This window comes from Thiomonas sp. 13-64-67, assembly GCF_002282795.1.
Classification (GTDB): Bacteria; Pseudomonadota; Gammaproteobacteria; order Burkholderiales; family Burkholderiaceae_C; genus Thiomonas; species Thiomonas arsenitoxydans.
The window spans coordinates 17,772-40,743 of sequence record NZ_NCKP01000006.1 but is presented as its reverse complement, the minus strand read 5'-3'; the positions used below and the strand labels follow the sequence as shown (position 1 = coordinate 40,743).

The 22,972-nt window shown below is 63.2% G+C and carries 25 protein-coding genes; 22 read left to right on the top strand and 3 right to left on the bottom strand.

What is annotated here, in order from left to right; all coding sequences use genetic code 11:
* Positions 1 to 7: 7 nt before the first annotated feature.
* Complete coding sequence (gene waaF / locus B7X30_RS02715) at positions 8 to 1,093, top strand: lipopolysaccharide heptosyltransferase II (RefSeq protein ID WP_286728860.1); 1,086 nt, start codon at positions 8 to 10, stop codon at positions 1,091 to 1,093.
* Positions 1,094 to 1,105: 12 nt separating this feature from the next.
* Here waaF and B7X30_RS02710 read toward each other — a convergent pair whose 3' ends face one another.
* The gene (locus B7X30_RS02710; protein WP_286728859.1) at positions 1,106 to 1,552 is read right to left on the bottom strand and encodes a CopD family protein; all 447 of its coding nucleotides are present in this window, start codon (positions 1,550 to 1,552) and stop codon (positions 1,106 to 1,108) included.
* Between the two features lie 321 nt (positions 1,553 to 1,873).
* Between B7X30_RS02710 and B7X30_RS02705 the strand changes: the two genes are divergently transcribed.
* The 10 genes from B7X30_RS02705 (at position 1,874) to B7X30_RS02660 (ending at position 10,488) form a co-directional block, all read left to right on the top strand.
* A complete protein-coding gene (locus B7X30_RS02705; RefSeq protein WP_232054208.1) occupies positions 1,874 to 2,350 on the top strand; it encodes an ATP synthase subunit I in 477 nt (158 codons plus the stop codon).
* A 48-nt stretch (positions 2,351 to 2,398) separates the two neighbouring features.
* Positions 2,399 to 3,259, top strand: coding sequence for a F0F1 ATP synthase subunit A (atpB, locus tag B7X30_RS02700; RefSeq protein ID WP_286728858.1), 861 nt, complete (start codon positions 2,399 to 2,401; stop codon positions 3,257 to 3,259).
* 70 nt (positions 3,260 to 3,329) lie between these two features.
* A complete protein-coding gene (atpE, locus tag B7X30_RS02695) occupies positions 3,330 to 3,578 on the top strand; it encodes a F0F1 ATP synthase subunit C (protein WP_013107156.1) in 249 nt (82 codons plus the stop codon).
* A gap of 56 nt (positions 3,579 to 3,634) precedes the next feature.
* Positions 3,635 to 4,105 carry a F0F1 ATP synthase subunit B gene (locus B7X30_RS02690; protein ID WP_013107155.1) on the top strand — a complete coding sequence of 157 codons (471 nt, stop codon included), beginning with the start codon at positions 3,635 to 3,637 and terminating at the stop codon, positions 4,103 to 4,105.
* A 12-nt stretch (positions 4,106 to 4,117) separates the two neighbouring features.
* Complete coding sequence (locus B7X30_RS02685; protein ID WP_286728857.1) at positions 4,118 to 4,657, top strand: F0F1 ATP synthase subunit delta; 540 nt, start codon at positions 4,118 to 4,120, stop codon at positions 4,655 to 4,657.
* A 16-nt stretch (positions 4,658 to 4,673) separates the two neighbouring features.
* Entirely contained in the window at positions 4,674 to 6,215 is a 1,542-nt protein-coding gene (gene atpA / locus B7X30_RS02680; protein WP_013107153.1) for a F0F1 ATP synthase subunit alpha, read from the top strand.
* Positions 6,216 to 6,282: 67 nt separating this feature from the next.
* Entirely contained in the window at positions 6,283 to 7,161 is an 879-nt protein-coding gene (atpG, locus tag B7X30_RS02675) for a F0F1 ATP synthase subunit gamma (RefSeq protein ID WP_013107152.1), read from the top strand.
* 37 nt (positions 7,162 to 7,198) lie between these two features.
* Complete coding sequence (gene atpD / locus B7X30_RS02670) at positions 7,199 to 8,614, top strand: F0F1 ATP synthase subunit beta (protein ID WP_156053552.1); 1,416 nt, start codon at positions 7,199 to 7,201, stop codon at positions 8,612 to 8,614.
* Positions 8,615 to 8,704: 90 nt separating this feature from the next.
* Positions 8,705 to 9,139 (top strand): F0F1 ATP synthase subunit epsilon, encoded by a 435-nt coding sequence (locus B7X30_RS02665; protein ID WP_013107150.1) that lies wholly within the window; start codon positions 8,705 to 8,707, stop codon positions 9,137 to 9,139.
* Positions 9,140 to 9,420: 281 nt separating this feature from the next.
* Entirely contained in the window at positions 9,421 to 10,488 is a 1,068-nt protein-coding gene (locus tag B7X30_RS02660) for a septal ring lytic transglycosylase RlpA family protein (protein WP_286728856.1), read from the top strand.
* A 78-nt stretch (positions 10,489 to 10,566) separates the two neighbouring features.
* Here B7X30_RS02660 and B7X30_RS02655 read toward each other — a convergent pair whose 3' ends face one another.
* Positions 10,567 to 10,947, bottom strand: coding sequence for a PsiF family protein (locus tag B7X30_RS02655; protein WP_013124219.1), 381 nt, complete (start codon positions 10,945 to 10,947; stop codon positions 10,567 to 10,569).
* Positions 10,948 to 11,116: 169 nt separating this feature from the next.
* Between B7X30_RS02655 and argS the strand changes: the two genes are divergently transcribed.
* The 7 genes from argS (at position 11,117) to B7X30_RS02620 (ending at position 18,322) form a co-directional block, all read left to right on the top strand.
* The gene (argS, locus tag B7X30_RS02650) at positions 11,117 to 12,871 is read left to right on the top strand and encodes an arginine--tRNA ligase (protein ID WP_286728855.1); all 1,755 of its coding nucleotides are present in this window, start codon (positions 11,117 to 11,119) and stop codon (positions 12,869 to 12,871) included.
* Positions 12,872 to 12,922: 51 nt separating this feature from the next.
* Positions 12,923 to 13,549: an SPOR domain-containing protein gene (locus B7X30_RS02645; protein ID WP_013124217.1), complete on the top strand. Its 627-nt coding sequence runs from the start codon at positions 12,923 to 12,925 to the stop codon at positions 13,547 to 13,549.
* A gap of 35 nt (positions 13,550 to 13,584) precedes the next feature.
* Complete coding sequence (locus B7X30_RS02640; RefSeq protein WP_013124216.1) at positions 13,585 to 14,250, top strand: thiol:disulfide interchange protein DsbA/DsbL; 666 nt, start codon at positions 13,585 to 13,587, stop codon at positions 14,248 to 14,250.
* A gap of 122 nt (positions 14,251 to 14,372) precedes the next feature.
* On the top strand, positions 14,373 to 15,008 hold the full coding sequence (gene lptA / locus B7X30_RS02635) for a lipopolysaccharide transport periplasmic protein LptA (protein WP_286728854.1): 636 nt from the start codon (positions 14,373 to 14,375) through the stop codon (positions 15,006 to 15,008).
* A gap of 44 nt (positions 15,009 to 15,052) precedes the next feature.
* The gene (lptB, locus tag B7X30_RS02630) at positions 15,053 to 15,859 is read left to right on the top strand and encodes an LPS export ABC transporter ATP-binding protein (protein ID WP_286728922.1); all 807 of its coding nucleotides are present in this window, start codon (positions 15,053 to 15,055) and stop codon (positions 15,857 to 15,859) included.
* A gap of 6 nt (positions 15,860 to 15,865) precedes the next feature.
* Positions 15,866 to 17,380, top strand: a complete 1,515-nt coding sequence (locus tag B7X30_RS02625; protein ID WP_286728853.1) for an RNA polymerase factor sigma-54 — start codon at positions 15,866 to 15,868, stop codon at positions 17,378 to 17,380.
* Between the two features lie 120 nt (positions 17,381 to 17,500).
* A complete protein-coding gene (locus B7X30_RS02620) occupies positions 17,501 to 18,322 on the top strand; it encodes a COG4705 family protein (RefSeq protein WP_286728852.1) in 822 nt (273 codons plus the stop codon).
* On the opposite strand, the gene B7X30_RS02615 is transcribed toward B7X30_RS02620, so the two are convergent.
* Complete coding sequence (locus tag B7X30_RS02615; RefSeq protein ID WP_286728851.1) at positions 18,308 to 19,864, bottom strand: CYTH and CHAD domain-containing protein; 1,557 nt, start codon at positions 19,862 to 19,864, stop codon at positions 18,308 to 18,310. The genes B7X30_RS02620 and B7X30_RS02615 overlap by 15 nt on opposite strands.
* A gap of 130 nt (positions 19,865 to 19,994) precedes the next feature.
* On the opposite strand from B7X30_RS02615, the gene B7X30_RS02610 reads away from it, so the two are divergent.
* The 4 genes from B7X30_RS02610 (at position 19,995) to B7X30_RS02595 (ending at position 22,970) form a co-directional block, all read left to right on the top strand.
* The gene (locus tag B7X30_RS02610; protein WP_286728850.1) at positions 19,995 to 20,954 is read left to right on the top strand and encodes a UDP-2,3-diacylglucosamine diphosphatase; all 960 of its coding nucleotides are present in this window, start codon (positions 19,995 to 19,997) and stop codon (positions 20,952 to 20,954) included.
* A gap of 74 nt (positions 20,955 to 21,028) precedes the next feature.
* A complete protein-coding gene (locus tag B7X30_RS02605) occupies positions 21,029 to 22,069 on the top strand; it encodes a glycosyltransferase family 4 protein (RefSeq protein ID WP_191088471.1) in 1,041 nt (346 codons plus the stop codon).
* A 4-nt stretch (positions 22,070 to 22,073) separates the two neighbouring features.
* Positions 22,074 to 22,493, top strand: coding sequence for a diacylglycerol kinase (locus tag B7X30_RS02600; RefSeq protein ID WP_013124209.1), 420 nt, complete (start codon positions 22,074 to 22,076; stop codon positions 22,491 to 22,493).
* Positions 22,494 to 22,532: 39 nt separating this feature from the next.
* Positions 22,533 to 22,970, top strand: coding sequence for a nuclear transport factor 2 family protein (locus B7X30_RS02595; RefSeq protein WP_231836229.1), 438 nt, complete (start codon positions 22,533 to 22,535; stop codon positions 22,968 to 22,970).
* Positions 22,971 to 22,972: the final 2 nt, after the last annotated feature.

The window sequence follows — 22,972 nt, the reverse complement described above, 5'->3', positions numbered from 1 at the left end:
ATCCGGCATGACCCGTGTTCTGCTGATCGCCCCGCAGTGGATCGGCGACGCGGTGATGGCCCAGCCCTTAGTGGCTTTGCTGGCCGCCCGAGGCGAAGAGATTAGCGCGCTAGGGCTGCCCGGCGTGGCTCCGGTATTGCGGGCCATGCCGGGGGTGAGCGAGGTCATCGAGGCGCCGTTCGCGCATGGTCAGCTCGATTTCGCGCTACGCAGGCGCATCGCAAAGCCATTGCGTGGTGCGGGTTTCCAGCGGGCCTACATCCTCGGCAACAACCTCAAGTCGCGCCTGGTGCCGTGGCTGGCACGCATACCGCAGCGCATTGGCTATACCGGCGAAGCGCGCGGACTGCTACTGACCGATCGGGTTGAGGCTGACGAGCCGGCTCGGTTGAGGCCAGTCTCCGAGCCAATGGCGCTGTCGCCCGTGTCCTGCCGCGTTCCCCGGCCGCAGAGTCAGGGCCGACCGGACATGCGCCAACATTACGCCGCGCTGGCGCAGGTTGACGGCGCGTCCAGCCCGGTTTCGATTCCAGAGCCGACCCTGCACATTTCTCCCGACGAGGCCGAGGCGGCGCGCCGCCGGTTCGGTCTGCCGCCGCGCTGGATTGCCCTCTGCCCCGGCGCGGAATACGGCCCGGCCAAGCAATGGCCGGTCGCGCACTATGCCGCCCTGGCCATCCAGGCGCAACAAGCCGGTTATGCCGTTGCCGTGCTTGGCGCCCCGCGGGATGCTGCGGCCGGAGCCGAGATTGCCGCGCAGGCGCCGGGCAGCGTGAATCTTTGCGGCGCCACGCGGCTGGCAGACGCCATTGCCCTGCTTGCCAGTTGCAGCGGTGCGGTGAGTAACGATTCCGGTTTGATGCATGTGGCCGCCGCACTGCAGCGCCCGACCGTGGGGGTGTACGGCTCGACCGATCCGCGCCACACGCCTCCTGCGGCACATCACAGTGCAACGCTCTGGCTGCACCTCGATTGCAGTCCGTGTTTTCAACGCACCTGCCCGCTTGGGCATCTGGACTGCCTCAATCACATCTCGCCCGATGCGGTCTGGTGTGAGCTGGCGCGACTGATGTCTGCTGCCGCACCCCATTGAGCGCTCAGGCGCTCAATGCCAGAGCAGCACAACCGCAATCGCAATCCAGCCCAGCGTAAAGTTGAACACCACCAAGGGGTGAATCTGCTCCAGCGCGCGGCCCAGCGCGGGCCAGTCCTGATGGGAGGAGGCCCGGCGTGCGCGGCGGAACGGTGCAAAGTAAATATGCGCAAAGACCGCCATCATCACCAGGCCGATGCCCAGCATCGCATGCCAGCCCACGGGCGCCTGGGCGAAACCGACCTGCAGCATGATGATCAATCCCGAAATCAAAATCACCGCGATGCTGAGCCAGACGAGAGGGAAGAAGCGCTGCAGCGTCGCCAGCATGAACTGCGGGCGCACAGGCGGTTGAAGCAGGGCGAAAGCGGCGGGCCGCATGGCAAACAGAATGAACGCCATACCACCCATCCAGATGACCGCGGCGACAAGATGTAAAAAGACCAGCAGAGCCGTCATGAAAGTTCCCGAAATTGGATGAAATGCGCGTTTGCACAAATTGAGGTCAGTGGCGACGCGGCTGTCAAGCGAAATGACAGAACGTTGACTCGACACAATGTTAGATGCAGCCGCACGAAAAAAGCTGGTGCTGTATCGACTTTCCCCTATACTTTCGCCGTTTGACCTTCACGCCAATTGTTACCCGTCGCAACAACCGCCGCTGCAATCCGCAGCGGGCTGCGCAGATTGGTGGAAGCGTTTTAACCCAAGTTCAACTCGTGGACTGGCGATACGGCCGTCCACAAAGCTGACCAGAGTGTTTTTGCCTTGAACCCAACTGTGCCATCCATAGACCCCTGGAAAGACGAGCAAGACGTGCCGTCGGCTGCGCCCATGACGCGCGCCGAAGTGCAGAGCTTGCTTCTGCGCAAGCCGCAGGTGTCCGTTTGGCGCGTGGTGGCGCTGCAGGCCGTGGTCGGCCTGGCCGTGGCCTTGGTGAGCGGGTTTTTTGCGGCGGGCAAGCTCTCGGTCGTGTGGTCTGCGCTGTATGGCGCGGCCATCATCGCCGTGCCCTCCGCGTTGTTCGCACTGTCCATCCAGCTCTGGCTGTCCAAATTGAAGCCCGGCGTGGCGGTTTACGGTTTTGCGCTGGGTGAGTTGTTGAAAATCGGTTTGACCATCGTGCTTCTGTTTTTTGCGCCGCGTATCGTGCAGCCCCTCAGTTGGGCCGCGATGCTGATCGCCGTCGTCGTGACCTTGCAGGTGTACTGGGTCGCCCTGATTCTGCGCGGCAAGAAATCGAGTTGCGCAGCCTGATCCATTCCAGTCGTGCCGCGCAGGCGGCCTTCCTCAAAATAGTCGACCATGTCCGCAGAACAACACACCATCACCGCAGGCGAGTACATCGTTCACCACCTGACGCAATGGACCAGTGGTCCGCGTACCGGGGTGGTTGACTTTGGCATCGTCGACATCGATTCCCTTTTCTTCTCCGTGCTGCTGGGCGTGATTGCGTGCTACGTGCTTTGGCGCGTCGCAAAAAACATGACCAGCGGCAAACCGGGCAGGCTTCAGGCTGCGGTCGAATTTCTGGTTGAGTTCGTCGACGAGCAGGCGCGCGGCATTGTGCGCAATGCCAAGTCGCGCGAATTCGTGGCTCCGCTGGCGTTCATCTCGTTCGTCTGGATCGTGATGATGAACCTCATGGATCTGCTGCCCGTCGATCTGTTGCCCCGCCTCTGGCAAACCGCGGGCGCCGCGACCGGCCACGACCCGGAGCATATGTATTTGCGTGTGGTGCCTACGGCCGACCTGTCGATCGCCCTGGGCATGTCGATCACCATTTTGTTGCTGAGCCTGTACTACGGCATCAAGGTCAAGGGCATTGGCGGCTGGGTGCATGAGTTGTTCACCGCGCCGTTTGGCAACCATTTCCTGCTCTGGCCGCTGAACTTCGCCATGCAGTTGCTCGAATATCTGGCGAAAACCCTCTCGCACGGCATGCGGTTGTTCGGCAACCTTTACGCCGAAGAAATTCTGTTCATGATCATCGCGCTCATGGGGGCTGCCGGCCTGAGCAGCCTGACGGGTTGGGCACTGTTCTTCGGCAACATCGCAGCCGGTCTGGCCTGGTCGATCTTCAGTCTGCTGGTCATCGTGCTGCAGGGTTTCATTTTCATGATGCTGACTCTGGTTTACATCGGTCAGGCGCATGATCACCATTGATCGGTTTTGATCACTTTCGTTTTTTTCTGATTTCTTTTTTCTTCACCACTTCAACTCACTAGGAGCAAGCATGGAACACGTTCTCGGATATGTCGCACTGGCCGCGGGTCTGATCATTGGTCTGGGCGCCAACGGCGCTTGTATCGGCATCGGCATCATGGGCAGCAAATATCTCGAATCCGCCGCACGTCAGCCCGAGCTGATGAACGAACTGCAAACCAAGATGTTCCTGCTGGCCGGTCTGATCGACGCGGCCTTCCTGATCGGTGTCGGTCTGGCCATGATGTTCACCTTCGCCAACCCGTTCGTACTGAAGTAAGCCACGCTTGACTCCAGCAACGATCTGTTCACCCATCTGAAGCAAAGGTTAGCGCCATGCATCTGGACGCAACACTCATTGCGCAGATCATCGTTTTCTTGCTGCTGGCGTGGTTCACGAAGAAATTCGTGTGGCCCCCCATCACCAAGGCCCTCGATGAACGCGCAACAAAAATCGCCGACGGTCTGGCTGCCGCCGATCGCGCCAAGTCTGAACTCGCCTCGGCCAATCGCAAGGTCGAGGAAGAACTTGCCCGCTCGCATCAAGAGAGCGCGGGACGCCTGGCTGACGCCGAGCGTCGTGCGCAGGCCGTGATCGAAGAGGCGCGCAAGAAGGCCGAGGAGGTCGCAGCCAACATCGTGGCGCAGGCCAAGTCAGAGGCTGATCAGCAAGCGGTCAAGGCGCGCGAGCAATTGCGTGACCAGGTGGCAGCGCTGGCAGTCAAGGGTGCCGAGGCCATTCTGCATCGCGAGATCAATCCGCAGGTGCATGCCGATCTGCTGAACCGGCTCAAGGCCGAGCTGTAATCGGAGTGCGCCATGGCTGAACTCGCCACTATTGCCCGTCCTTACGCCGAAGCCGCTTTTGCCGCTGTGCGCGAATCCGGTACTCCGCCCGCGCAAGCGGCAGACGCCCTGGACCAGATTGCCCAGATTGCTGCAGATCCCGCTTTGCGCGAGGTGATGGGCAGTCCGAAAGTTTCCGCACGGCAACTTGCTGATCTGGTTCTGGGTGCTCTGCCGGGAACCGTTGCTCCGGTGCTGAAAAATCTGGTCGAGATGCTCGCCGAAAACCGGCGTTTCGCCGCAGTCGGGCAGATCGCCGAGCAGTTCCGTGTGCTCAAGGACGAGGCCGAAGGCAAGGTCGAGGCCGTGGTGTCCAGTGCGTTCCCGCTGGAAGGCGAGGCGCTCGAAAGCTTGCTGCAGGCGCTCGAACGCAAATACGGCCGCAAGCTGCACGCCACTGTGGAAATCGATCCGTCGCTCATCGGGGGGGTGCGTGTCGCTGTAGGCGACGAAGTGCTCGACACCTCGGTTCGCGCCCGGCTGGAGCAGATGAAAGTCGCTCTCACCGCTTAAAGTCTTAGAGGCTCCCATGCAACTCAATCCCGCAGAAATTTCCGAACTCATCAAGAGCCGCATCGAAGGTCTGGGCGCCAGCGCCAATATCCGCAACGAGGGCACGGTCGTGTCCCTCACCGACGGTATTGCGCGGGTGCACGGCCTGTCCGACGTGATGCAGGGCGAAATGCTCGAATTCCCGAACAACACCTTTGGCCTGGCGCTCAACCTCGAGCGTGATTCGGTCGGGGTGGTGATTCTGGGCCCTTACGAGCAAATCTCAGAAGGTGACACCGTCAAGTGCACCGGCGAAATTCTTTCCGTGCCCGTCGGCCCCGAGCTCATCGGCCGCGTGGTCAACACCCTGGGTGTGCCCATCGACGGCAAGGGCCCGGTGGAAACCAAGCAACTCGATCCGATCGAAAAGATCGCCCCTGGTGTGATCTGGCGGCAATCCGTGTCGCAGCCGGTGCAGACGGGTATCAAGGCGATCGACGCCATGGTGCCCGTCGGTCGCGGCCAGCGCGAGCTGATCATCGGCGACCGCCAGACCGGCAAGACCGCGGTGGCCGTCGACTCGATCATCAGCCAGAAGGGCAAAGACCTGATCTGTATCTACGTGGCGATCGGCCAGAAGGCCTCGACCATCGCCAACGTAGTGCGCAAGCTGCAAGAGTTCGGCGCGATGGAATACACCATCGTCGTCGCGGCCTCCGCCTCGGACTCCGCCGCCATGCAGTACCTGGCGCCTTACGCCGGCTGCACCATGGGCGAATACTTCCGCGACCGCGGTCAGGACGCGCTGGTGATCTATGACGATCTGACCAAGCAGGCCTGGGCCTATCGCCAGATCTCGCTGCTGCTGCGCCGTCCGCCGGGCCGTGAAGCCTACCCTGGCGACGTGTTCTACCTGCACAGCCGCCTGCTGGAACGCGCCGCCCGCGTCAGCGAGGCGTATGTCGAGAAGTTCACCAACGGCGCGGTCAAGGGCAAGACGGGTTCGCTCACCGCTTTGCCCATCATCGAAACCCAGGCTGGCGACGTGTCCGCCTTCGTGCCGACCAATGTGATTTCGATTACCGACGGCCAGATCTTCCTCGAAACCGATCTGTTCAACGCCGGTGTGCGTCCCGCCATCAACGCGGGTGTATCGGTGTCGCGGGTGGGTGGTGCGGCGCAGACCAAGATCATCAAGAAGCTCTCGGGCGGTATTCGTACTGACCTGGCCCAGTACCGTGAACTGGCTGCGTTCGCGCAGTTTGCTTCCGACCTAGACGAAGCGACCCGCAAGCAGCTCGAGCGCGGCCGCCGAGTGGTCGAATTGCTGAAGCAGCCTCAGTATCAGCCGGCGCAGGTCTGGCAGATGGCGGCATCGCTCTACGCGGTGAACAACGGCTATCTTGACGACATCGAAGTCAAGCAGGTTCTGCCGTTTGAAAAGGGCCTGCACGATCATCTGCAGACCAAGCACGCCGCCTTGGTGCAAAGCATCGAATCTTCCAAGGATCTGTCCAAGGATGATGAAGCCAAGCTCAAGGAAGCGATCGCCGAATTCAAGAAAAACGGTGCGTACTAATTCATTCCACGAAAACGGACGGAGCTGGGCAAGGATGTTTTGCCCAGACTGACCCAGGAGTAATTCAATGGCTGGAATGAAAGAAGTACGCGTCAAGATCAAGAGCGTGCAAAACACGCGCAAGATCACCAAGGCGATGGAAATGGTGGCGGCCTCCAAGATGCGCAAGGCGCAGGAGCGCATGCGCGCAGCCCGCCCGTATGGAGACACGGTGCGTGTCATCGCGGGTCACCTGCGGCAGGCGAATCCGGAATACACCCATCCTTTCCTGATCAAACGTGAGCCGATCAAGCGCGTGGGTTTGATTTTGGTGACCACCGACAAGGGTCTGTGCGGAGGGCTGAACACGAATATCACCCGCATGGCTCTGGGCAAAATCAAGGAATGGCAGGCCGATGGCGTGCAGATCGAGTGCTGCGCCATTGGCAACAAGGGCCTGCAATTCCTGCAGCGTTTAGGCATGAATCTCACGTCGCACGCGGTACAGCTTGGCGACAAGCCGCATCTTGAAAAGTTGATCGGCCCCGTAAAAATCATGCTCGACGCCTACCAAGACGGCAAACTCGACGCGGTGTATCTGGGCTTCAGCCGCTTCGTCAACACCATGAAGCAGGCGCCGGAAATCGAGCCGCTCGTACCGCTCCCCGCGCATGCGCTGACGGCCAAGGCTGGAGATGAAAAGTCCCATAGCTGGGATTACATCTACGAGCCCGACGCCAAGCCGGTGATCGATGCGCTGTTGGTGCGCTATATCGAGGCACTGATTTATCAGGCGGTGGCAGAGAACATGGCGTGCGAGCAGTCCGCCCGCATGGTGGCGATGAAGTCCGCCTCGGACAACGCCAAGAGCGTGATCGGTGAGTTGCAGCTCGTCTACAACAAGAGCCGACAGGCAGCCATTACCAAAGAACTTTCGGAAATCGTGAGCGGAGCCGCCGCGGTGTGAACCCCGGCTAACCGAATTGAAACCATTGGAGAGCAATATGACGACGGCTCAAGCGCAAGGCAAAATCGTTCAGTGCATCGGCGCTGTGATCGATATCGAATTTCCCCGCAATGCCATTCCCAAGGTGTACGACGCCTTGGTGCTGGCGGACAACAACGCCAGCAGTCTGGCAGAAAGCGGCCTCACTTTCGAGGTGCAGCAGCAGATCGGCGACGGCGTGGTGCGCACCATTGCCATGGGCTCCAGCGATGGCCTGCGTCGGGGCATGCTGGTCAACAACACCGGCCATTCCATTCAGGTCCCGGTGGGGCCGGCGGTGCTGGGTCGCATCATGGACGTGCTGGGCCGCCCCATCGACGAAGCCGGCCCCATCGCCACCGACGAGCGCCGCTCGATTCACCAGTCGGCGCCGAAGTTCGATGATCTGTCTCCTTCGGTCGATCTGCTCGAAACCGGCATCAAGGTGATCGACCTGGTCTGCCCGTTCGCCAAGGGCGGCAAGGTCGGCCTGTTCGGCGGCGCCGGCGTGGGCAAGACCGTGAACATGATGGAGCTCATCAACAACATCGCCAAGCAGCATAGCGGCCTGTCGGTGTTCGCCGGTGTGGGTGAGCGCACCCGCGAAGGCAATGACTTCTATCACGAAATGAAGGACTCCAACGTCCTAGACAAGGTGGGCATGGTGTTCGGTCAGATGAACGAACCCCCGGGCAACCGCCTGCGTGTGGCGCTGACCGGCCTGACCATGGCCGAGCGTTTCCGCGATGAGGGCCGTGACATTCTGTTCTTTGTGGACAACATCTACCGCTACACCCTGGCGGGTACCGAAGTGTCCGCGCTGCTGGGTCGTATGCCGTCTGCCGTGGGCTACCAGCCGACGCTGGCCGACGAAATGGGCAAGCTGCAAGAGCGCATCACCTCCACCAAAACCGGCTCCATCACCTCCATCCAGGCCGTGTACGTGCCGGCGGACGATTTGACCGACCCGTCGCCCGCAACCACCTTCAACCACCTCGACGCCACCGTGGTGCTGAGCCGCGACATCGCCTCGCTGGGCATCTACCCGGCGGTCGATCCGCTGGATTCCACCAGCCGTCAGATCGACCCCAACGTCATCGGCGAAGAGCACTACTCCACCACCCGCGCGGTGCAGGGCATTCTGCAACGCTACAAGGAACTGCGCGACATCATCGCCATTCTGGGCATGGACGAACTCTCGCCGGAAGACAAGCAGGCTGTGGCCCGCGCCCGCAAAATCCAGCGTTTCCTGTCGCAGCCCTTCCACGTGGCCGAAGTGTTTACCGGTTCGCCGGGCAAGTATGTGCCGCTGAAGGAAACCATCCGCGGCTTCAAGATGATCGTCAACGGCGAATGCGACGCCCTGCCCGAGCAGGCGTTCTACATGGTCGGCACCATCGACGAAGTCTTCGAGAAGGCCAAGAAACTCAACTAAGCCAGCGAGCTTGAAGCGATCCAATCCGGCCGATGACGCAAAAGACCGTCGGCTGGAGCCTGAAACCGCATCACGTTCCGGATTGAAGCCATGAACACCATCCATGTCGACGTCGTCAGCGCCGAAGAATCCATCTTCTCCGGTGAAGCCCGTTTCGTCGCCCTTCCGGGCGAGTCAGGTGAACTGGGCATTCTGCCCGGCCACACCCCCTTGATCACCCGCATCAAGCCGGGCTCGGTGCGAATCGAGTTGGCCGAAGCCAACGCCACAGGCGGCAAGGAAGAGTTCATCTTTGTCGCAGGCGGCATTCTTGAAGTGCAGCCCAAGAGGGTGACCGTGCTCGCGGACACCGCCATTCGGGGAAAAGATCTCGACGAGGCCAAGGCCAACGAGGCGCTCAAGGCCGCGCAAGACGCGCGCGCGCATGCCAAAGAAGTGCAAGACGTCGCTGTGGTGGAGGGTGAACTCGCCATGCTGGCCGCCCAGCTTGCGGCGATCCGCAGGCTTCGCGGCCGAGCGCACTGAGAGCCCCCAGGGCCGGGCTGCGCCCAGCCCGCCCCCCGTGGGGGGGTCAAGGAAACTTGAGACTGCCCTACGTTTCCTTGAGTTCTCTTGGGTCAACCGTTGCAAAAGAACAGCCCGCTCTTGCGGGCTGTTTTGTTTTGCGCTTCGCCGCCGTTACGATGAACTGGACGTGAGCAATGTGGAGTCGGTGAATGAGCGCAGGTGGGGGCGTATGGACGACAGCCCAAGGAGGTCGGGACAGCAGGCAGCGCCTGCCAGGATCTGCGCTCGCCGTTGCACTGTTGCTGGGTTTGGCCTTAGGGGGCTGCGCCAGTGCGCCGCAGCGCAGCGCCACAAGCGGGGCGCCGGTCAATGCGCAAGAGGGGTGCCACGCGCCACCGCCCAATCTGCGTGCAGCCTACAACCGCCCTTATACCGTGCGGGGCCGCAGCTACAGCCCCTTGCGCAACGCTGACGGTTACGACGAAGTAGGCATCGCCTCCTGGTACGGCTGGGAGTCGGGCACCACCACGTCGATGGGCACGCGTTTCAACCCGCGAGACTTTTCGGCCGCCAGCCGCGTCTTGCCGCTGCCAACCTGCGTTCAGGTGACCAATCTCGACAACGGTCTGAGCGCCCTGGTGCTGGTCAATGATCGGGGTCCGTTTGTCAGCGGACGTTTGCTCGATTTGTCGATGGGCGCAGCGCAGGCTCTGGGCGTGACCCGAACGGGCACGGCGCGCGTGCGCATCGTGGCCCTGCCCGAGGGGGCCAACGCCCCCTTGCAAATCGCGCAGGCGGCCACGCCGCAGCCGTCGCCGCAAACCGGGTCGGCGCCTGTCGTGAGCCAGCCGTCTACTTCCTTGTCGGATCAGCCCGCGTTTGCGCCGCAGCAGTTCGCTGCGGCGCCCGTCACGCAGGTGCCGTCGATGCCAACGCCCGGGGCGAGCTTGCCCCCGCAGGCGCCAGAGCCTGCGCCCATCGAAGTGCAGACGCTGCCGCCGCTTACGCCCGCCTCATTGTCAACCTCTGTGCCGGCCGTCTCTGACCCACAGGCTGCGTTGCCTGCCGCTGCTGCCAGCACTCAGCCGCCAATGCCGCAGCCCGCGTTGAACCTGCCCGCAAACTCCGCCTCACCGCAAAACTATGTGCAGACTGGCGCATTCACGCTGCAAGCCAATGCCGAGGCGGAAAAAGCGCGTCTGCAGGCCGCAGGCATCGACGACGTATTGGTGGTGCCCGGCTATATCCGGGGTCAGACGTTCTACCGTGTGCAGATCGGACCGATCACAGGCGCCGCACCGGATGCCACGCTAGTGCAGAAATTACAGGGACTGGGATTGAGCGGCTACTCCGTGGTGCAGCAGTAGCGACACACTTCCTGCCTCCAAGACCACAAATGAAAAACGCACCCGAAGGTGCGTGCAAACCGCGTGCAAGCGTTTGAATTACTTCTTGCGCAGGCATTCGCTCATGAATTTTTTACGCTCTTCGCCTTTCATGCCTTTGGCCTTGGCATCTTTGCTGCAGAACGACATCTTCTCTTGCTGCGGGGTCAGCTTCTTTTCGCCGGCAGCGGCTTTTTGTTCTGTCTTGCGTTCGGGCTTGGCGGCTTCTTTGCTAGCAGGCTTGGCAGTTTCGGCCGCTGCGGCGGGCTTGCTGGCCAGGCACTCTTTCATGAAGGTCTTGCGGGCCTCGCCGGTCTTGCCGGTGGCTTCCTTGTTGCATTGGGCCATGCGGCTTTGCTGCGGTGTGCCTTGCGCTTGAGACAGCACAGGCAGGGCCATCAGGCCCAGGGCGAGACCGAGGGTGGCGATCAGTTTTTTCATCATTCCTCCAAGTTGTGTTGTGACCGGACCGCAGTAGGCGGTTGTGCGATCAAGCCGTGCAACGAAAGGTTGCAAACCGGCAATTCATTACACCATAGGGTTGTGCGGGCGCGAAGAACGGCAACAGACCCATAAAATGCCGACTTTGCGTCTTCACAACATTCCCATAATGATCGAATTCACCGCGCGGTTGACCACGGCGCTGCAACAAGCGGCAACGGCCTTGCAGCCCGAGTTTTCAGGCTCTATCGAACTCAGCCGTCCGCGCAGCGACGATCATGGCGAATTGGCCAGCAATCTGGCGATGCAACTGGCCAAACCGCTCAAACGCAATCCGCGCGATGTCGCTCAGCAAATCATCGATGCGTTGAGCACAAATGCTGACTTGGCCGAGGGCATCGCCCGCACTGAAATCGCCGGGCCCGGATTCATCAACTTTCACCTTCATCCTGCGGTGCTGCAGCAGGTGATTGTGGAAGTCGAGCAGGGTGCGGCGAAGTTCGGGCATTCCCGTGCGGGGCGCGAGCAGCCCATGCTGGTGGAGTTTGTTTCGGCCAATCCGACCGGGCCGTTGCATGTGGGACATGGTCGCCAGGGGGCGTTGGGCGATGCCATTGCCGCCGTCTTGACCACTCAAGGCTGGGCGGTGCAGCGCGAGTTTTATTACAACGACGCCGGGGTACAGATCCAGACGCTCGCGCTGTCGGTTCAGGCCAGGGCGCGTGGGTACAAGCCGGGCGATGCGCAATGGCCCGAGTCGGCCTACAACGGCGACTACATCGCCGATATCGCGCGGGACTTTCTGGCGTGTGAATCGGTACCAGACGACCAGGGTCAGCCCATCGTGGCCAATGGTCAAGCCGACGATCTGGACAATATCCGCCGTTTTGCCGTGGCCTACCTGCGCCGCGAGCAGGATCTCGATCTCAAGACTTTCGGCATTCGGTTCGACAACTATTACCTCGAATCCAGCCTCTACACCGATGGCCGGGTGGAAGACGCGGTGCAGCGCTTGCAGGCCTCGGGCCACACCTACGAGCAGGACGGCGCGCTGTGGCTGCGCACGACGCAATACGGTGACGACAAGGACCGCGTGATGCGCAAGTCCGACGGCACCTACACCTATTTCGTTCCCGATGTGGCCTACCACCTGGCCAAATGGCAGCGCGGGTTTCATCGCGCGGTGAATATTCAGGGCTCGGATCATCATGGCACCATCGCGCGGGTGCGCGCCGGGCTGCAGGCGCTCGACCTCGGCATACCCACCGGCTATCCCGACTATGTGCTGCACAAAATGGTCACGGTGATGCGGGGCGGGCAGGAGGTGAAAATCTCCAAGCGCGCAGGCAGCTATGTGACCGTGCGCGACCTGATTGAATGGTCGGGCGGCGTGCGCGACGACATGAACGACGACGAGCGCCAGGCGGCTTTGCAGCGAGGGCGAGACGCCGTGCGCTTTTTTCTGGTCTCGCGCAAAGCCGATACCGAATTCGTGTTCGATGTCGATCTGGCCCTGGCGCAAAGCGACGAAAACCCGGTTTACTACGTGCAATATGCCCACGCCCGGGTGAACTCGGTGTTCGAACAATGGGCCGCCCGAGCCCCGCAAGAGGCCGCGCAGCCCGCGCTCATCGAGCAAGCCGACTTGTCACTGCTGATCGCCCCGCGCGAACGAGCGCTGCAACTCACGGTGGCGCGCTATCCGCAAGTCCTGGTCGCAGCGGCACAGGAACTGGCGCCGCATCAGGTGGCCTTCTATCTGCGCGATCTGGCTGCCGATTTCCACGCTTTCTACAACGCCGAACGCGTGCTGGTCGACGAACTTCCCCTGCGGCATGCGCGCCTGCGGCTGCTGCGTGCCGTGCGTCAGGTGATGCACAATGCACTGGCCGTGCTCGGCGTGAGCGCGCCGCAGCGCATGTAAGCGCACGGCGCGTCCGCAGGGCTCCATCGACAACGCACACTTCTGTCTTCCATGTCTAAACGCACCACACTCCGCGGCCAGTTCGGCGGCACCGTGATCGGCCTGATCGTCGGCCTGGTCATCGGCCTGGGTATCGCCCTCGGCGTTGCCCTCTACATCACCAAGGCGCCGCTGCCCTTCATGAATCGATTCCAGGAGCGCCCCGCCAGTGCGGCTTCCGGGGCCAGCAACTGGAATCCCAATCAGGGCTTGAGCGGTGCAACCGCAGCGCCGCCTGCGGGCAGCGGTTCCATGCCCGTGACGGTGGCGAGCAAGCCGCTGTCTCCTCAGGCGCTGGCCAAACTGGGGCAGCCCGCTGCGGGGGCCTCACAGGCGGCACTCGCGCCGACGACGGGAGGCGCGACAACTCCGGCCGCCCCAACCAAACCGGCCGCCCAAGGCCCCGTGCAGTATGTGCTGCAGGTCGGGGCGTACAGCACGCGCGAAGACGCCGAGCGTCAGCGCGCCAAGGTGGCTCTGATCGGTCAGGAGGCGCATGTGGATGAGCGCGTTGTCAACGGGCGCACCCTCTATCGCGTTCGAGTGGGGCCATTCACCTCGGCGCAGCAGGCCGAGCAGACGCAGAAACTTCTGGGCGATAACGGGGTTCAAACCGCCCTGATGCGCACCGGTTCATAAAACCCTATTCAGATCTTCAAACCAAAGGACGACTCATGTTTCAACGCTGGCTTACCGTGGTGTTCATGGTGTTTTCAATGGGCTTTCTTGCCGCGGGCGCGCAGGCGCAGACGCCCGCCAAGAGCAGCCCCTTCAACGAGGGTTTTGCCTACAACCGCCTGGCCGTGCCGCAGCCGGTAAGCCCGTCGGACAAAATCGTGGTGTACGAGTTTTTCTGGTACGACTGCCCGCACTGCGCCGACTTCGACCCCCTGCTCGAAGCCTGGCAGAAAAAACTGCCCGCCGGAGTGGTGCTCGAGCGCGTGCCCGTCGCTTTTTCTCCTCAGTTCGTGCCGCAACAGCACCTCTACTACGCACTGAAGGCGCTGGGCAAGCTCGACGATGCGATGCAGGCCAAGATTTTCAATGCCATCCACAAACAGCACATTCCTCTGGGCACGGCCGATCAGATGGCCAACTGGCTGGCACAGCAGGGCATTCCCAAAAAAGCGTTCCTGGATGCCTACAACTCGTTCGGCGTGAATGCGCAAGTCCGGCAGGCCACGCAAATGGTGACGGACTATCAGATCAGCGGGGTGCCGACCATGGCGGTTCAGGGCACCTACACCACTTCTGCGGCGCTGCCTGAAGCCAACAACAACAAGAAGGTGCTCGAGGTCGTGGACTACCTGATCAAGAAGGTGCAGGCGGAGAAGAAGTAAGCGCGTTGCCCTTCCACATCTCAACACTGCCCGCATACCGCGGGCAGTGTTTTTTGAGCCCCGCAAAATTGCTGCGAAATCGCCTGAACTGGCCCTAGAATGGCCCGACTAAAGCAAAACCCATGCCGATGAAACGAGTGGCCCGAATCCTGTTGTTGACCCTGCTGTGTGCGCCGAGCTTGGCGCTGCCCGTGCTTGCGGCGAAGACCGACCGGAACCAGCCGATTCACATCGAGGCCGACGCCATGCGCTACGACGACGTGCACCAGACCAGTGTGTTCACCGGCAACGTGGTTGTCACCAAGGGTTCTCTGGTGCTGCGCGCCGCCACGGTCGATGTGCGCCAGGCGCCGGACGGCTATCAGTACGCGACGGCGATCGCCGCGCCGGGCCAGTTGGCTACCTTCCAGCAACAACTCGATACCGCGCCCGGCCAGCCCACGCAAACCATGGACGGCGCCGCGCAGCGCATCGAATACGACGGCAAGACCGATGTAGTGACGCTGCGTGGCCAAGCCATGCTCAGCCGACTGATCGACGGCAAGCTGGCCGACCGCAGCCAGGGCAATGTGATTGCCTACAACCAGATCACCGATGTGTTCACCGTCGAAGGCGGTGCGCAGGGCGCCACGGCCACCAATCCTGGAGGGCGGGTGCGGGTGATGTTGACGCCGCAGCCCGCCGCCCCATCTGCGCCGACGGCGCCCAAATCGCCTCCCGCGCTCAAAGTCGCCCCGAAGCTGGGGACGCAGCCTTGAGCGTCCAGCCGCATTCCGCTGGGCAGACCGTGGTGCGGGGTGGCCTGGAGCCCGTCGCCCCGGCGGAAGCCGCGCGCGCGCCTTCAACTCCGTCGTCCCGCGCGGCAACGGGCCCGGAGCTCGACGTTCAGCATTTGCAGAAACGCTATGCCGGTCGGCAGGTGGTGCGCGACGTCAGCTTCAGCGTGCGCTGCGGCGAGGTGGTCGGCCTGCTGGGGCCGAACGGCGCGGGCAAGACCACGTCGTTCTACATGATCGTCGGCCTGGTGCGGCCCGACGCGGGGCGCATCCACATCGACGGCCAGGACGTGAGCGATTCTCCGATGCATCGCCGTGCGCGCATGGGGCTGTCGTATCTGCCGCAGGAGGCGTCGATCTTCCGCCGCATGACGGTGGCCGAGAACGTGAGGGCGGTGCTGGAGTTGCAGCGCGACGCGCAAGGGCGCCGCCTGGGCAAGGCCGAAATCCGCGAACGCGAAGATCATCTGCTGCGCGAACTGCACGTCGAACATCTGCGCGACAGCCCCGCCCCCGCGCTTTCGGGCGGCGAGCGGCGGCGGGTGGAAATCGCCCGCGCGCTGGCCACGCAACCGCGCTTCATCCTGCTCGACGAGCCGTTTGCCGGCATCGATCCAATTGCGGTCATCGAGATTCAGCGCATCGTGCAGTTCCTGAAAGAGCAGGGCATCGGCGTGCTGATCACCGACCACAATGTGCGTGAAACGCTGGGCATCTGCGACCGGGCCTGCATCATCAGCGAAGGGCAGGTGCTGGCGCAGGGCGATCCGCAATCCATCATCGACAACCCCGCGGTACGCAAGGTGTACCTCGGCGAAAACTTCCGCATGTAAGCCGCGATGAAGCCGTCGCTGAACCTGCGCCTGTCCCAGCATCTCGCACTCACGCCGCAGTTGCAGCAGTCCATCCGGCTGCTGCAACTCTCCACTCTCGAACTCACGCAGGAAATCGAGGGCCTGCTCGAATCCAATCCCTTCCTCGAACCTGAAGAAGAGCAAGAGGCGCCCGCTGCCGCGCCGACATCCGAGTCGCCACCGCCTTTGGCGCTCGACCCGTCTCAGACATCGGTCGAAGGGCATGACGCAGCCGCCGAGCCCGCCGCTGAGTTGCAACTCGACACGCAGGACTGGACGGCCAGCAGCGGCGAAACCGATCACGGTGCGGATACCGATGCCGACGCCGACTCCTGGGTCAGCTCAGGCCAGTCCGCCAGCGGGGGTGACGACGACGAATTCAGCGCGCTCGACATTGCCTCCGAACACCTCGATCTGCGCGACCACCTGCGCGGTCAGTTGGCCGGGCTTGCGCTGAGCGCCACCGACCGCGCGGCTGCCGAAGCCATCATCGACTCGCTCGACGAAGACGGCTATCTGCCTGACACCCCGCTGGAACTGGCGCAGGCCCTCGCCCCCGCGGCAGACGCCGAGCAGCTCGAAGATCTGGCCGATGCGCTGAACACGGCCATGCGCCTGATTCAGAGCTTCGACCCGGCCGGTGTTGCCGCCCACGATTTGCCCGACTGTCTCTGCCTGCAGCTTCAGCGCCAGGCGTCTTGTCCCGTGCGCGAACTCGCCCTGCAGATTTGCCGCGGCGGTCATCTCGATCTGCTGGCCAAGCGCGACTGGCGCAAGCTCGAACGCCAGCTCGAAGCCGATGAAGCCGCGCTGCGCCTGGCGCAGCAACGCATCGCCCAACTCGACCCCCATCCAGGCAGCGCCTTTCGCCGCGATGCCGCGCAGGCCGTGACCCCCGATGTCATCGCCCGCAAGACCCCGCAAGGCTGGGTGGCGCAGCTCAACCCCGAGGTCATGCCCCGGCTGCGCGTGAACCAGATCTATGCCGACGCCATGCGCCGCGCCCGCGACAGCGGCGGCGCCATGCAGGGACAGCTTCAGGAGGCGCGCTGGTTCGTGAAAAACGTGCAGCAGCGTTTCGAGACCATTCAGCGCGTGTCGCAGACCATCGTCGAGCGCCAGCAGCGTTTTTTCGACTTCGGCCCCGTGGCCATGCGGCCCATGGTGCTGCGCGAAATCGCCGACGAACTCGGCCTGCACGAATCGACCATTTCGCGCGTGACCACGCAGAAATTCATGCTCACGCCCTTCGGCACTGTCGAGCTGAAGTATTTTTTCGGCTCTGGCCTGAGCACCGAGGCAGGGGGCAATACCTCATCCACCGCGGTACGCGAACTCATCCGCCGCCTGGTGGCTGAAGAAGACAGCGCCAAACCCCTGTCGGACAGCGAACTCGCCGAACGCCTCACGCAGCAAGGCGTGCAGGTGGCGCGGCGCACCGTGGCCAAATACCGCGAAGCGCTGCGCATCGCCCCGGCGAATCTGCGCAAGAGCGGCTGAGGGCCCGCAGCCGCAAGCGGAGCCAGTCGCTCACCTTGCGCTAAGTCGTCCTCTCCAGAATGCCGGGGTCGCGCCGTACGCGACGCCACAACAACGCAAACGGTATTCAGGGAGTTCATCATGCAAAACGCAGTAAAAGCCGCGCAGCCCGGTTGGGCGCTGGCGGTCAAGGTTCCGGTCGTCATCACGCTTTACTTCTGGCTGATCAAAATCATGGCCACCACGGTGGGCGAAACCGCCGCAGACTATCTGGCGGTGGATCTGCATCTGGGCCTGGTCGCCACCAGCGCGGTGATGACCCTCTTGTTCATCGGTGTGTTGGCGGCGCAGATGCGCGCCAGCCGTTACGTTCCCTGGCTTTACTGGTTGACGGTTACGCTCATCAGCGTCGTGGGCACCTTGCTGACCGACAATCTGACCGATCAGTTGGGTGTGCCGCTGCCGGTGAGCACCGCCTTGTTTGCGGTGGCCTTGCTGGCGACGTTTGCGATCTGGTGGGGTAGCGAGCGCAATCTGTCCATCCACAGCATTGCCACGCCAAAACGAGAAGGGTTTTACTGGGCGACGATTCTGTTCACCTTTGCGCTGGGTACTGCTGGAGGCGATCTGGCCGCTGAGCGGCTGCAGCTCGGCTATGCCTTGTCGGCCTTGCTGTTTGGCGGCGCCATTGCGCTGACGGCAGCGGCCTACTACCTCTTCAAGGCCAGTGCCGTGACCACGTTCTGGATCGCTTACATCCTCACCCGCCCGCTGGGTGCGACCTTGGGCGACTGGTTGTCCAAACCCGGTTCCGAAGGAGGGCTCGGTCTGGGAACCATGGGCACCAGTGCCCTGTTCCTGGTCACGATTCTGGCCCTGGTGATTTACCTCACTGCGACACGGCGGGACCAGTTGCAGAAGAGTTCAAGCCCAGGTTCAACCGCAAGTTCAACGCTCTCCTGACTTCCCGCGGGCGGCTTGGAGCGCGCGCTGCAAGCCGGTGCGGGCCTGCTTGAAGGCATCGTGCATGGCCTGTTCGCTGAACGCGTTGGGCTGTGACGGCGGAGTGCTTGGGTCGCTGATCATCCAACGCGCCAGCCGGTGGGTGTCGAGCGCTTTGCCCAGGTCGGTTTGCAGGGCGCTGGTGAGTTTGAGCCAGGCTTTGCCTTCGTCGCCCAGCGACTGGCCGATCCAGGGGGCCAGCCATTCCAGCGCATAACGCAATTGCTTGGCGCGCAGGCGCAGGGCGTGCAGCGCGCTCCAGGGGGCGTCGATCGGTGTCGCGGCGAGGCCGTCCCAGATGGCCAGCAGTTCGCCCCAGCGCTGCGGGTGCAAATGCAGGTCGTCGCGGTGCAAGCGCAGCAGCCTGCGGGCCAGTTGTTCGGTGGACATCTCGGCGGCAATGATCTGGCTGCCGCTCCAGCACTCGGCCCAGCGCGTCTGCGCCAGCAGTACGCGGCCGAAGCGGGCGCTGCGCAGATAGGTCAGCAAGGCTTGAAGACGCGCCTCGCGGCGTTGGGCGAGACCGTCGCTTATGGTGGCGTGTGTGCTGTCGGGCACGCTGGCCTGTTCAAGGCAGACGTCGACATCGCGCACCGCGCCCAGCAGTTGTCCGGCCCAGCGCCATTCGTCGCGCAGCCAGCGGCAGGCCGCGCGTTGCGACTTCGGTCCCGTGGTCTGAAGCAGCCGCAGCAGCACCCGCAGTCGGCGCAACTGCAGCCGCATCTGGTGCACGGTTTCGGGCAGGGCTTTGTCGTGCAACAGATCGGCGCCGACGGCAATGACGGCGGTTGCCTGCTGCAGCACGTCGGCCACGGCCTGCCCGCCCTGTTCATGCGGCGGCAGTTCGCGGGCGAGCGCGGGCAGTTGCAGCGTGGCGGCGCCTGGGGCAATCGCTGCGAGCTGAACTTTGCTGATGGGCGAGATCAGCAGCGGCAGGTCTTGCGCCAGCGTCCACGCAAGGTCGAAAGCGTGGAGCCAATGGCCGCTGATGAACTCGATCTCCAGTTCGCTGATCAAGAGGCTGGGCGCGAGTGGGGTGACGCCGCCCAGCGCCTGGCCGTGATCGAGGCAGACCTCGAGTTGCGAGCCTTCCCAATCGACCAACCATAGGGTGCGCTGCACCCGTGTGCCGAGCACCGCCTGCAACTGGCTGGCGAGCGCATCAAGGTCGCCCAGGCGGGCCAGCGGCGTCTCGCTCAGGCGTTGCAGCGACGCGGCGTCGGGCGTGTCGGCGTCGATATCGAACTCCCATTCGCCGCGCGCGAGTTGCAGGCCCTGCGCGCGGCTGCTCTTGAGGGTGAGAATGCGCCGTCCGTCCCCCGGGTGCCGTACCCGCAAGGCCAGGCCCGCCTCGCGCAGGGCGTGCGCTGGGGTATCGAAGTACCAGGTTTGCAGCGCCTGAACCCGGGGCGGCTGCGCCATCGATTGCAAGACCGGATGGCGGCGCACGGCGTCATGCAGGGCGGGATCGAGTCGGAATTTGAGTTCGCGTTCCTGGCTCATGGCGAGGGGGGTTCGAGGGAATGAAGTTGTCATTTGACCCGCTCACTAGATGTGAAACAAGTCGCAGCGTCAATTGGGTAGCGATATTTTTTCCGTGACGTTCACCAGATTGACACATTGAAGCTATGCAATGCGCGACATGGTGATCCAAACCCTGTCCCGAATGATGCGCAGCAGTGCCGTGATTCCGCAAGACCGCGCCACGGCGGAAACCCTGCGCGCGGCAGCTCATATCGACGCCCCGCAAGCTGGCGGTGAGGGCGAGCCGGAGTTGAAATGGCGCACCCTGTGGCTGTCCGACATTCATCTCGGGACGCGCGACTGCAAGGCGCCGCAGCTGCTCGAATTTCTGCGGCATTGCAGCGCCGACACCATTTATCTGGTGGGCGACATCATCGACGGCTGGCAGCTCAAGAAAAAGGGCATCTACTGGCCGCAGGCTCACAACGACGTGGTGCAAAAGCTGTTGCGCAAGGCGCGCAAGGGCACGCGGGTGGTGTTCGTGCCGGGCAACCATGACGAGTTCGCGCGGCCCTACGACGGGCTGCATTTCGGCGGCATCGAGGTCATCAATCAGGTGCGGCATGTCACCGCCGATGGCCGCACCCTGCTTATCGTGCACGGCGATCTGTTCGACAGCGTGGTGCTCTATGCCAAGTGGCTGGCGCATCTGGGCGACGCCGCCTACATGTTCACCCTCAAGCTCAATCGCTGGCTCAACCATGCGCGGCTCAAGCTCGGTCTGCCGTACTGGTCGCTGTCGCAATACCTCAAACACAAGGTCAAGGCAGCGGTGAACACCATCTCGAGTTTCGAAACGCTGCTCAGCGACGAAGCGCGACGCCAGCAGTGCGACGGCGTGGTCTGCGGTCATATTCACCGCGCCGAGCTGCGCAGCGAAGACCGGCAGATCTACGCCAACTGCGGCGATTGGGTGGAGAGCCTGACCGCGCTGGCTGAAGACTTCGACGGCCGCCTCAAGCTGCTGCACTGGAACGCCGGGCTGCAGGTGCTGGCGGAGCTGGCGCCGCAGACTGCAACGCATCCCGCCCCTTTACATCCCGCACCCACACAACCCGTCCACGCATGATCGCCTCCGCAGTCGCTCCTCAAGTGGCCGCCGCGGCCGAAAAGCCCTGGCCCCCCGCCGCCGGCACGCCGCCGCTGCGCATTCTCATCGTCACCGACGCCTGGGAGCCGCAGGTCAACGGCGTGGTGCGCACTCTCAAGACCACCATCGGGCAGCTGCGCGACATGGGGCAAGTGGTCGAGGTGGTGGAGCCGGGCAGTTTTCGCACCATTCCCTGCCCGACCTATCCCGAAATCCGCCTCAGCCTGCGGCCGCGTTCGCGCATCATGCAGCGGGTGACCGAGTTCATGCCCGACGTGGTGCATGTGGCCACTGAAGGGCCGCTGGGCCAGGCCGCGCGGCGCATCGCGCAGCGTCTGGACATTCCGCTGACCACGGCGTACCACACCCGCTTTCCCGAATACGTCCAGGCCCGCTTTCGTGTGCCGCTGGGGTGGACTTATGCCTATCTGCGGCGCTTTCACAACGCCGGCCGCGCGGTGCTGGTGCCCACGCAAGTGGTGCAGCGCGATTTGCAGGAGCATGGTTTTCGCAATGTGCGGCTTTGGTCGCGCGGGGTGGATCACCGCATGTTCTACCCGCGCGAAGGCGAACGGCTCGACGGCAAGCCGCCCATCTTTCTGTACGTTGGCCGGGTGGCGGTGGAAAAGAACATCGACGCTTTCCTGCAGCTCGACCTGCCGGGCACCAAGTGGGTGGTGGGCGAAGGGCCGGAGCTTGAACGCATCCGCAAGCAGTATCCCGGCGTGCGCTTTCTTGGCGTGCTCACGCAGGACGAGCTCGCCAAGGTTTATTCCGGCGCCGATGTGTTCGTGTTTCCGAGCAAGACCGACACCTTCGGGCTGGTGCTGATCGAAGCGATGGCCTGCGGCTGCCCGGTGGCGGCTTATCCCGTGACCGGCCCGCTGGACGTGATCGGCGAAAGCCCGGCCGGTGCGCTCGACAACGACCTCAAGGCCGCCTGCCTGCGCGCCCTGCAGATTCCGCGCAGCGTGGCGCTGGCGCATGCGCGCAAATTCACCTGGGAAGCGGCCTCGCGGCAGTTTCTCGATCATTTGCGCAAGGCCGTGCGTGAGAGTAGTGCGGCTAATAGTGCGACGCAAACGACGCACTGAACCCATGGCCCAGCAGCGCGAACGCGCGCCCCTGCCCAAGCCGGAGGCGGCGCCCAATCCCTACAAAACCCGCACCGGGCTTTCGCGCGTGTATCACGCGGGCATCAACTCCATGAGCGGTTTGCGCGCTGCGTGGCAGACCGAGTCGGCGTTCCGCCAGGAGCTCACGCTGGCCCTCATCCTGCTGCCGCTGGCGCTGTGGCTCGGTCGCACCTGGACCGAGCGGGCCGTACTCGCAGGCAGCGTGCTGCTGGTGCTCATTGTCGAGCTGCTCAACACCGCCATCGAGTACACCGTCGATCGCGTTTCGCTGGAGCGGCACGACCTGAGCAAGACCGCCAAAGACCTGGGCAGTGCCGCCGTGCTGCTCACCCTGCTGCTGTGCGTGCTGATCTGGGCGGCTGTGCTGCTGCCGCGCATCTGAGTCCAGCGCGGCGTCGCGCTGCTGCATAAGATGCACATCATGGAAATCGACGCTGCCTCCTCTGCTTTGCACCGCATTGCCCGCGTGTTTGAACAACTGCGCGCCGACCAGCTCGACGTGCTGACGCAGGTTTACGCCCCGCAGGCCACGTTTCAAGACCCGTTCAATCGCGTGCAGGGCTTGCCCGCCATCACGGCGCAGTTTGCACATATGTACGCCAAACTGCATGCGCCGCGTTTTGTGGTGACCGAGGTCACCGGGCAGGGCAATGTGGGGTGGATGACCTGGGATTTCCACTTTGCTCTGCGCAAGGGCGCGTCTGCGCAAGTCGTGGCCGGCGCGACGCGCTTCGTGCTCGATGCGCAGGGGCTGGTGATGGATCACCGCGACTATTGGGACGCCTGCGATTTCTACGCCACGGTGCCGGTGCTCGGCGCCGTGGTACGGCGACTGAAACGCGCTGCCGCAGCCGGCTGAAC

Bases quoted from the DNA above. Each gene is read 5' to 3' on its own strand.
- waaF (WP_286728860.1), top strand. From the start codon at position 8: ATGACCCGTGTTCTGCTGATCGCCCCGCAGTGGATCGGCGACGCGGTG.
- B7X30_RS02710 (WP_286728859.1), bottom strand. From the start codon at position 1,552: ATGACGGCTCTGCTGGTCTTTTTACATCTTGTCGCCGCGGTCATCTGG.
- atpB (WP_286728858.1), top strand. From the start codon at position 2,399: ATGTCCGCAGAACAACACACCATCACCGCAGGCGAGTACATCGTTCAC.
- atpE (WP_013107156.1), top strand. From the start codon at position 3,330: ATGGAACACGTTCTCGGATATGTCGCACTGGCCGCGGGTCTGATCATT.
- B7X30_RS02690 (WP_013107155.1), top strand. From the start codon at position 3,635: ATGCATCTGGACGCAACACTCATTGCGCAGATCATCGTTTTCTTGCTG.
- B7X30_RS02685 (WP_286728857.1), top strand. From the start codon at position 4,118: ATGGCTGAACTCGCCACTATTGCCCGTCCTTACGCCGAAGCCGCTTTT.
- atpA (WP_013107153.1), top strand. From the start codon at position 4,674: ATGCAACTCAATCCCGCAGAAATTTCCGAACTCATCAAGAGCCGCATC.
- atpG (WP_013107152.1), top strand. From the start codon at position 6,283: ATGGCTGGAATGAAAGAAGTACGCGTCAAGATCAAGAGCGTGCAAAAC.
- atpD (WP_156053552.1), top strand. From the start codon at position 7,199: ATGACGACGGCTCAAGCGCAAGGCAAAATCGTTCAGTGCATCGGCGCT.
- B7X30_RS02665 (WP_013107150.1), top strand. From the start codon at position 8,705: ATGAACACCATCCATGTCGACGTCGTCAGCGCCGAAGAATCCATCTTC.
- B7X30_RS02655 (WP_013124219.1), bottom strand. From the start codon at position 10,947: ATGAAAAAACTGATCGCCACCCTCGGTCTCGCCCTGGGCCTGATGGCC.
- argS (WP_286728855.1), top strand. From the start codon at position 11,117: ATGATCGAATTCACCGCGCGGTTGACCACGGCGCTGCAACAAGCGGCA.
- B7X30_RS02645 (WP_013124217.1), top strand. From the start codon at position 12,923: ATGTCTAAACGCACCACACTCCGCGGCCAGTTCGGCGGCACCGTGATC.
- B7X30_RS02640 (WP_013124216.1), top strand. From the start codon at position 13,585: ATGTTTCAACGCTGGCTTACCGTGGTGTTCATGGTGTTTTCAATGGGC.
- lptA (WP_286728854.1), top strand. From the start codon at position 14,373: ATGCCGATGAAACGAGTGGCCCGAATCCTGTTGTTGACCCTGCTGTGT.
- B7X30_RS02625 (WP_286728853.1), top strand. From the start codon at position 15,866: ATGAAGCCGTCGCTGAACCTGCGCCTGTCCCAGCATCTCGCACTCACG.
- B7X30_RS02620 (WP_286728852.1), top strand. From the start codon at position 17,501: ATGCAAAACGCAGTAAAAGCCGCGCAGCCCGGTTGGGCGCTGGCGGTC.
- B7X30_RS02615 (WP_286728851.1), bottom strand. From the start codon at position 19,864: ATGAGCCAGGAACGCGAACTCAAATTCCGACTCGATCCCGCCCTGCAT.
- B7X30_RS02610 (WP_286728850.1), top strand. From the start codon at position 19,995: ATGCGCGACATGGTGATCCAAACCCTGTCCCGAATGATGCGCAGCAGT.
- B7X30_RS02600 (WP_013124209.1), top strand. From the start codon at position 22,074: ATGGCCCAGCAGCGCGAACGCGCGCCCCTGCCCAAGCCGGAGGCGGCG.
- B7X30_RS02595 (WP_231836229.1), top strand. From the start codon at position 22,533: ATGGAAATCGACGCTGCCTCCTCTGCTTTGCACCGCATTGCCCGCGTG.